9 protein-coding genes and 1 pseudogene are annotated in these 8,174 nt (G+C 62.8%); 6 read left to right on the top strand and 4 right to left on the bottom strand.

From position 1 onward, the window contains the following. Positions 1-298: 298 nt before the first annotated feature. From A5782_RS10290 to A5782_RS26780, 4 genes are all read right to left on the bottom strand, one after another. On the bottom strand, positions 299-1,189 hold the full coding sequence (locus A5782_RS10290; protein ID WP_064885401.1) for an SAM-dependent methyltransferase: 891 nt from the start codon (positions 1,187-1,189) through the stop codon (positions 299-301). Positions 1,190-1,390: 201 nt separating this feature from the next. Then, positions 1,391-2,194 carry a hypothetical protein gene (locus A5782_RS10285; protein ID WP_082279594.1) on the bottom strand — a complete coding sequence of 268 codons (804 nt, stop codon included), beginning with the start codon at positions 2,192-2,194 and terminating at the stop codon, positions 1,391-1,393. 216 nt (positions 2,195-2,410) lie between these two features. Continuing rightward, positions 2,411-3,049 carry a TetR/AcrR family transcriptional regulator gene (locus tag A5782_RS10280; protein WP_082279593.1) on the bottom strand — a complete coding sequence of 213 codons (639 nt, stop codon included), beginning with the start codon at positions 3,047-3,049 and terminating at the stop codon, positions 2,411-2,413. 115 nt (positions 3,050-3,164) lie between these two features. After that, positions 3,165-3,428 carry a hypothetical protein gene (locus tag A5782_RS26780; RefSeq protein ID WP_064885394.1) on the bottom strand — a complete coding sequence of 88 codons (264 nt, stop codon included), beginning with the start codon at positions 3,426-3,428 and terminating at the stop codon, positions 3,165-3,167. A 342-nt stretch (positions 3,429-3,770) separates the two neighbouring features. Here A5782_RS26780 and A5782_RS27265 point away from each other — a divergent pair. From A5782_RS27265 to A5782_RS10250, 6 genes and pseudogenes are all read left to right on the top strand, one after another. Beyond that, positions 3,771-4,022 (top strand): annotated as a pseudogene (locus A5782_RS27265) (aldehyde dehydrogenase family protein); the annotation flags it as partial. A 41-nt stretch (positions 4,023-4,063) separates the two neighbouring features. Continuing rightward, a complete protein-coding gene (locus A5782_RS26775; protein ID WP_064885392.1) occupies positions 4,064-4,489 on the top strand; it encodes a cytochrome P450 in 426 nt (141 codons plus the stop codon). Positions 4,490-4,707: 218 nt separating this feature from the next. Beyond that, on the top strand, positions 4,708-5,238 hold the full coding sequence (locus A5782_RS25360) for an SDR family NAD(P)-dependent oxidoreductase (protein WP_231986640.1): 531 nt from the start codon (positions 4,708-4,710) through the stop codon (positions 5,236-5,238). Further along, the gene (locus A5782_RS10260; protein ID WP_156623876.1) at positions 5,202-6,008 is read left to right on the top strand and encodes an Mce protein; all 807 of its coding nucleotides are present in this window, start codon (positions 5,202-5,204) and stop codon (positions 6,006-6,008) included. The genes A5782_RS25360 and A5782_RS10260 overlap by 37 nt, the downstream gene beginning before the upstream one ends. 35 nt (positions 6,009-6,043) lie before the next feature. Further along, the gene (locus A5782_RS10255; RefSeq protein ID WP_082942866.1) at positions 6,044-6,706 is read left to right on the top strand and encodes a hypothetical protein; all 663 of its coding nucleotides are present in this window, start codon (positions 6,044-6,046) and stop codon (positions 6,704-6,706) included. A gap of 213 nt (positions 6,707-6,919) precedes the next feature. Next, positions 6,920-8,174: MCE family protein (locus A5782_RS10250; RefSeq protein WP_231986639.1), on the top strand; the 1,255-nt coding region annotated here is incomplete at its 3' end.

Genomic DNA, 8,174 nt, shown 5'->3' with positions numbered 1-8,174 from the left:
ACTCCCGCGTGTTCACCAACCTCCACGCACAGGTGTGACGCTGGTGATCTTCATCGGCGACGACTGGGCCGAAGACCTCAACTCGCATAACCACGGCTCGAAACGGCGGAGACAGATCACCCGGATCAACCGATCGGGGTCAGGCCAGAGGGCTTCTGGTGACTCCTGCTTTGATTCGCGGTGCCGTCTTGAATACGTTGCAATTTACTGCACCGTAGTGACGACTCCCGAAACTAGAATTTCTCATAGGAGCGTCGTTCACGGTCTTAAGCACCTGCGTTTTCGCAGCCCTGTCGCATCAGCAGTCCAGCACGGCAGTGACGTATCCCGGACCGGTCGGTGGGCCCGGTTCGTCGTCCGGCGGCGCGAACCCGTTGGCGACGTGCGCATCTATGGCAGAGATGACTGATGCGCGCCAGCCGTGGGTGGCCAGGTACTCCCGGGCGCTGTTCCGTTCGGCCGGGTCGAACAATTCGGTGAGGTCGACGTTGCTACCGGCCCGGTTCAAACGCCCGGTGAGTTGATTGGCCCAGTCACCGCTCATGGCCGTCGAATCGATATCGTCGGTTGCCAGGCGGCTTCCCTGCGCCGACAGGGCGGTGATGTTGTCCAGCAACCGGTCCTGAGCCTGCGGCGACAGATACATGAGCAGGCCTTCGGCGATCCAAGCCGTCGGTCGGGTCGCGTCAAATCCGCTGGCGCGCAGCGCCTGGGGCCAGTCACCGCGCAGGTCGACGCCGACGGTGCGCAGATCGGCAGCCGGCGTGACTCCCAGAGCGGCGAGCGTGGCGGTCTTAAACTCAATGACCCGTGGCTGGTCGATTTCCAGGACGATGGACTCGGCGGCCCACTTCAGGCGGTAGGCCCGAGTGTCGAGACCGGAGGCCAAGATAACCGCTTGGCGGATACCGGACTCGCCGGCCACAGTGAAAAAGTCATCGAAAAACCTTGTGCGCACGACAATCGGTTCACACAAGCGGCGCAGGTCCACCCCCGATTCACCCAGCACGCCGTCGGCGAACCGACTGCAGGAATCCAGCCCGACAGCCTTGACGAGGGCGTCGGCGTACGGGTCATTGATCAGCGGCTCGGGCTGCTTGCTGGCTAGCGCACGCGCTGCAGCGACAAGAGTCGCCGTTGTGCCGACGCTCGACGCGAGATCCCAGGTGTCGTCGTCTGTCCGCGCCATTTCTCTCCTGCGGTCCTTCTCCATTGGGCGATCGGAAGCCTCATCGCGCTTAGCCTCACAGCAAGCTACGTAGAGCACGCTGCCGAAGCCCACCATGCCCGCCACCGAACCAGTGTTGAGGATGACCCCGCCACTCCCCTGCTTCTTGAACGGGCGGATCGCATACTTACTGCCGTAGAAGACACCACTGACGTCAATCACTCACGTGAATCGGCGTCCGGTCAGCATGAAGTCGAACTGCCTGTTGAGCATCTTCCATCCCCATATCAAGGTAAACCACGGTGCAACGAGCCATAGACCGTTGAGGACGATGAACTTCACCCACAGGTCCACGAAGTTACTGGTGTTCACGGAGGGAAAGCCGCCGATGATTTCGCGTAGGTAGTAATAGATGGTGATCGTCAGGTCGACGACCGCTGCAGACATGAGCAACAGGGTGCCACGGGGATTGGTGAACTTCGACCGGAAGAGCAGTATCAAGCCGGTGACCGCAATGCAGGCGTTGGTGACGGAAATACATTCGAGCGCCACGAGATTCGCTGGGGCCGTGAGGTATTTGGTGTCGCCGCCGTCGATGTAGACGTACCACGGGTAGGCCCACATGTCCTTCTGGTGGCCCGGCAGGTATGGGTGGGTGAACAACCAAGGCAGTTCCCACGTCAGGTTCGTCACCCGCGCAGAGATCATGAAGGTGAGCACAGCTGCGGTCAGTCGCTGAAAAGGAGTCCAGTTTCGCAACGAACGGTAGGGCAGGAACGCCGCGGCGAATCCCCCTAGGTACGCGATGCAGCCATTGACCGACATGATGCTGCCGACCAGGCGTCGGTCGAAGCCAAGGTTGAAGACCAACACCATGCACAGCGGGAAGCTGATGGCGAAGGATCCGAATAACAGGAGCCACGTAAGCCGCAGCGGCCTTGAGCGCGGCACGGTCACGATCGGGCTGGTCGACTCTAGCTTGGGGTCGAACACTCCAGCCTTCGTCTGGGACGCGCTCGTAGTCATGGGTCTCCTTACGTGTTCACGGCCCGTCGCTCACTGGGCCGCGCAGGTCCGCGGGCTCACTCTGTAGAACACGATTCTTGGAACTATAATCGCGTTCTAGTGAATATAGAGCGACGCTCCGCTGCACGCAATGCTTCGCGGCAGAGAAGGTCGTCGGCCGAACCCAGCAGCGACCGGCGTCGTACTGCCTCGCCGGGGCCGGCGAAGACGTCGTCCTCAGCCACCCGCTGCTAGGCAAATGCGCAGGTGTTCGACGACCTCGTCGGCGACGGCGTCGGCACGTCGATCTCGATTCGAGTTGACCCACTCCGTCATCCAGATCTGCAGCGTCGAGATGATCATCGAGGCGACGATTGAGGGTCTGAGGTCTCGGATCTCACCTCTGCACCGAGCTTCGTCGGCAAGGTTGCCGAGCAGGTGCATGCCAGATTGCCACGCATGTCGCCGCGCGTGCTCACCGCGGACCGCAGTCCCCCAGCTAAGACCTCCGGTCAGGTGCAACTCGAGAAAGTTGGGATGGTCGGCAAGGAACATGACCTCGGCTCGCGCGCTTGCCAGAAGTTTCTCGAAGGGAGATTCCAGGGGTTCGATCAACGTCATCACGGCGCTGCGGAACTCATCCATCCGCTGCGAGGTGAGGACATCCCAGATGGCCGCCTTGCTGGGGAAATACTTGTAGAGGGTGCCCAGCGCCACCCCGGCTGTCTCGGCGATGGCATTGACCTTGGCCTGGTCGAAGCCGGACCTCGCGAATTCCAGCTCGGCGGCCGCCAGGATCTGCTGTCGATAAAGATTTCGGCGCGCGCCGGGCAGGTCATCAATCATGTGCGACGCCGAGCTGTCGGGGTCCGACATCCAAGACCCCCTTGCTTTCACCGTCACCGTTGGACAGTGCCTGCGCTCATTGCGCGGCACGGCGACTGGATTCTAGCGGCGCGGACGCCTCACGCGCAGGCCCGGCGCCCAACGGCTAATGGACGATCGCCCTGGGCGCGTAGGCGGCGATGGCGACGTCGTGTCCAGCCTGCCGCAGGGCCCGCGCCCACCCCGGTGAGAGGAGCGACATCGCCACGGCTACCCACCGCGATGATGACAATCCGGCGCATCGGTTCACCGCCACGGCACGACCGAAGATGGCGACCAGGTCTTCACCGCACGCACGAACGTCGAAGCCGGGTTCGCGCAGGACCTTCTCCACCACGCCATTGACCGCACCGCGTAGGGCGACGGCCATCGACGCGAGTAAGAAATCGCCGAATTCCCCACCTCTGTTGCCCCGCAGTCAGATCAGTATGACGGAAATTGTAGAAAGAAGAGGACGCGACCACCTGTCGGGCGAGCAGCGATCGGGGGCACTCACCGCGGATGCTGGCGAGCTAAGGCCGACCATCTATCGGCATCTCGAATCTTGTTGCACAGAGCCATTCCGGCAGCTACTGTGCTCAAATAACATCTTGTACGCTGAAATACCAGCAGCGATGAACTTTGGAGGGGCCGGACGCTTTCATGGCAGGAATTCTCGAAACCGACCGATTGGTGATCGACGGTCTGCCGAGGCTCCCCGCTTCCGGTCGAGAACCCGGCTACCGAAGAGGTCTTGACGCGCGTTCCGACCGCGGACGACGGGCAGATCGAGACGGCCACCGCCGCGGCGCGCAACTCCTTCGATACCGACGTATGGGCGAATCGCTCACGCACGCAGCGTATTTCGATGCTGATGACCATGGCGCAGTGGCTGGCCGACCACCGCGAAGAACTCGTCGAGACCGCTGTCCGCGAGGTCAGCGCAGTACGCACGCTAGCGAGGTTGGCGCAGGACGACATGGCGATCGACCAGGCATACCTGCTGTCCGAACTGTCGCCGCCATCATGGGTATCGTCGCGCCGATCGTCGAGGCCCGCCGTGCCGAACCCCACCACGACCTCGTCAGCATGCTCGTCACCGAGGAATACGCCGATGATGACGGTAGCCGGCATCGCCTTTCCGATGGCGAGGTGCAGTTGTTCTCGCTACTTCTTCTGGCCGCCGGTTCAGGCACCACCTGGAAGCAAAGCTTCATTACCATGCTCACTCTGCTGCAACGGCCGGACTGGCTGGCCCGGTTAACCGCCGATCCCATGCTGGTGCGCGGTTTCGTCGGGGAGACGGTGCGTTGGATGCCGATCGACCCGGCGTTCGCGCGGCTCGCGACGCGCGAGACTGAACTCGGCGGAGTCACGATTCCAAGGGCTCGGTCGTCCATGCATGCTTCGCCGCCGCCAACCGAGACCCGCTGCGCTGGACAGGCCGGATGAATTCGACCCGAACCGTCCGCTGCAACCAAATCTCGACCTCGGGGGCGGTACCCCACGTCTGCCTGGGGCAACACGTCGCGCGCGCTAAAATCTGCGCTGGGATAACCATATTGATTAAGCGGTTGCCCGGTCTCCGGCTCGATCCAGCGGTCGAAGCACCCCGGATCATAGGAATGTACGATCGTGGCCCCCGGCGTGCCGGCGCTCTGGGACCTCTGATGGACACCACGACGACACCAATGGTCGGGTTCGGCAGCGTGCTCTACGGGTCGACCAAGGGCGCGATCAACCAGATGACCAACGGCCTAGCGATCGAATGTGCACCGTACAACATCCGGGTCAACGCGATATGCCCTGCGGGCATGCCTCTGACCAATTTTTCCGCCGCCGACAACAGGAAGTTCGCGCCGCCCGACCAAGGCGTCGTGGATTATCTCGCGTCAGTTCACCCGCTGGGCCGCGTCATCACCGCTGAGGACTGCGCCGAGGCAGCGGTTTTCCTTTGTTCGGGCGAGGCCATAAACATCACCGGCGTGTTACTCCCGATCGACGGGGGATACGTAGCTCAAGAGCTCGACGCGGTCTTCGGGTGTCGTCGACCTGCGCCAAATAATATATTGTATAAACTGCTCCGCGGCCTTCCTGAGCGCTGCCAAGGGAGTCGTCTCCTGTCGCGCAGATGTGCGAGCCCGAACCAAAGGAGGTGGGGCAAGTGGCAAAGTGGCGCCGCAATCGGCCGCTCGGGGTGACCAGCCCGTCTGGCGGGGAAGACCTCGGCGTCGCGACGGCGGACGCCGACTGCGCAGCGTCACGCGACCCTTCCGCCGCAGGCTCTTCAACCGACGCTGCGTCGGACCCGTCGAACGCCGCTGGCGATCCCACCGCTACGGACGGCGCCGCCGACAAGATGGTGTCCGCGCCGCAACCCACCTCCACCTCAGACGATCAGACCGACGAGCCGACAAATGAATCGGACCTCGTCGACGATGAGAGCCCCTCGGCCGGGGCGACCGAGGCGAGTCAACAACGACGACGTCAGCTGCGCGTCGCCTCGCTCGTATCGGTCATCCTTTTCGCAGCGGTCGCCGCCACGGCTAGCTGGACCGGATATCGAGCCTATGACACACATCGGATCGAGCAGGAGCAAGCTCGGATCGTAGACGTCGCTCGCCAGTCAGCCCTCAACCTGGCGAATATCGACTGGACGCACGTTCAAGCCGACGTCCAGCGCATCGTCGACTCGTCGACAGGCGCCTTCTTGAATGACTTTCAGCAGCGGTCACCCGCGTTCAGCGACTTCGTGCACAAGGCTCAATCGAAATCCGTGGCCACGATCCGTTCTGCGGGCCTGGAATCTAACGACGGTCACGTGGCAAAAGTCATCGTCGCGATGTCGGTGGACGTTACCGCTGCCAACGCCCCGCCCGAGCAGCAGCCCCGCTCTTGGCGTGTGCGGCTCTCGGTACAGAAGATGCCAGATGGGGGCTTGAAGATTTCGAATGTGGAGTTCGTCCCATGACCGCTGGCCAGTCAACTGCTACGGACTCTGCACGCTTGGACCAAGATTCCGCTGCGACAAGTGATGCTTCGAACGACGAAGCCAAAGAGCCGGCCTGTCTCGATGAGTCCAACAGCGACGAGTCCGCAGAATCCGCCACGCCCACCGACACCGAGGCCGAGGCCGAGGCCGAGGCCGAGGCCGAAACCGACGGTGCCAAAAGATCGGCGCTCCGAGAGCGTCTCTACCGGCTGATCGTGTTTACCGCATTGCCCCTACTGACCATTGGTGTGGGCAGTGCCGCTGGATTTTTCAAGTTCGTCGGCGATACCGCAGCCGCGACGCAGCAAGCCCGCATCGAGGCAACCGGCGTCGCTCGCGACGGGACGGTCGCGTTGTTCCAGTACCAGGCGAGTTCCGTCGACAGGGACCTTGAGGCCGCACGCAGCCGACTCACCGGTGAGTTTCGTGACGAGTACACCAAGCTCATTAATGACGTCGCGATCCCCGGCGCGAAGCATTATCAAGTCTCGACGCTGGTGAACGTGCGTGCGGTCGCGGTCATTCAGGCCGCTCCCACGCATGTGCAGACGCTCGTGTTCGTCAATCAGAACGTCACCGTGGGCACGACACCGCCCACCGACACCTCTTTTGCGGCGAAGGTCAGTCTCGATAAGGTCGATGGCCACTGGCTGATATCGGGATTCGAGCCCATCTGACATGGCGGTGATTCAGCTTCTTCGATATCCGGCGAGCCTGCCTTCGCACGCGTGGTCACCCCTTGCCGCAGTCTCGTTGACACCCGTGGTTGCAGCAGACAACAAGCGGCTGAACGACAGTGTGGTGGCCAACGTCGACTGTCGGCAGCGGACATGACAAACCGTCGTCGCAGGCTGGGCCCGGGGTGGTGGGCTCTCATTCTCATACTCATTGTGGCCTCCTTCGCCACCACGGTCGGGTTGGCATTTTCGGGGAAACTTGTGTCCTCGGTCCCGATCACCGTCACCTCCGATCGCGCGGGCCTCGTCATGGATCCCGGTGCAAAGGTCAAACTTCGAGGCATTCAGGTGGGGCGGGTGGCATCGGTGGCCTTGCGGCCCGGCGGGGTTTCGCTCCGGCTGGATCTCGATCCCGATCAGGTCCGATTCATTCCGGCCAACGTCCAGGCGCAGATTCGAGCCACCACGATATTTGGCGCGAAGTTCGTCGACCTCATACCGCCCGCGATGCCGGAACGCCGCACCATCAGCGCCGGGTCAGTCATTCCATCTCGAAACGTCACCACTGAGGTCAACACCGTCTTCGAGAACCTGACCAGCGTACTCGCTCAGGTTGAGCCGACCAAGATCAATGCGGTGTTGACCACGCTGGCTGATGCTCTAAGGGGCAAAGGCGAGCGGCTGGGGACGGCGACCACCGCCGCTCTGGACGTGGTCACCGCCCTTAACGACCGCAGCGACACGTTGCGCCGCGACCTCGAGGCGGCGGCCACCGTCACCGACACCTATGGCGCCGCCAGCCAGGACCTCATCTCTGCGTTGTCCGCGACGACGACCACGAGTTCGACCATCACACGACAAGCCAAGGATCTTAACGAGGCACTATTGGCCGCGATTGGACTGGCTGACACCGGTATTGATCTATTCGGGCGCACCCAATCGGACTTCGTCGCAGCGAACACAAAGTTACCGGCGACCACGGACCTGCTCAACAAGTACCATCCGTCCTACACCTGCCTCCTACAAGGACTCGACTGGCTGGCCACCAAGGGCAGCCCAGACTCCAACGGGTTTAGCACCGTCACCGACGCCTCGCTGCTGGGGTTCGCCACCGACCCTTATCGCTACCCGGACAACCTTCCGATCATCAGGGCCAAGGGCGGCCCCGACGGCAAGCCGGGCTGTAACGGCCTACCCCGTCCGGACCTGAACATGCCGATCCGATACTTGGTGACCGACACCGGATTTGGGACCGGTATGGACTTGCGGCCCAATCCCGGCATCGCTCACCCGTGGCTACTCAACTACTTCCCGGTGACCAAGGCTGTGCCCGAACCGCCGCGCATCTACGGTGCGGGGCCACCGGCCATCGGCCCCGTGCCCTATCCCGGTGGACCGCCTTACGGCGCACGGCTTTTCGGGCCCGATGGAGCCCCACTGTGGGCACCACCGCCCCCCGGCGCGCCCC

It is taken from the genome of Mycobacterium sp. 852002-40037_SCH5390672, assembly GCF_001665875.1.
Lineage (GTDB): Bacteria > Actinomycetota > Actinomycetes > Mycobacteriales > Mycobacteriaceae > Mycobacterium.
The sequence above is the reverse complement of the archived record's forward strand: the minus strand, read 5'-3'. Positions and strand labels throughout refer to the sequence as shown.

Coding starts and splice junctions, on each gene's coding strand:
- A5782_RS26780 (WP_064885394.1), bottom strand. CDS start 3,428: ATGGCCGTCGCCCTACGCGGTGCGGTCAATGGCGTGGTGGAGAAGGTC.
- A5782_RS26775 (WP_064885392.1), top strand. CDS start 4,064: ATGGGTATCGTCGCGCCGATCGTCGAGGCCCGCCGTGCCGAACCCCAC.
- A5782_RS25360 (WP_231986640.1), top strand. CDS start 4,708: ATGGACACCACGACGACACCAATGGTCGGGTTCGGCAGCGTGCTCTAC.
- A5782_RS10290 (WP_064885401.1), bottom strand. CDS start 1,189: ATGGCGCGGACAGACGACGACACCTGGGATCTCGCGTCGAGCGTCGGC.
- A5782_RS10280 (WP_082279593.1), bottom strand. CDS start 3,049: ATGTCGGACCCCGACAGCTCGGCGTCGCACATGATTGATGACCTGCCC.
- A5782_RS10285 (WP_082279594.1), bottom strand. CDS start 2,194: ATGACTACGAGCGCGTCCCAGACGAAGGCTGGAGTGTTCGACCCCAAG.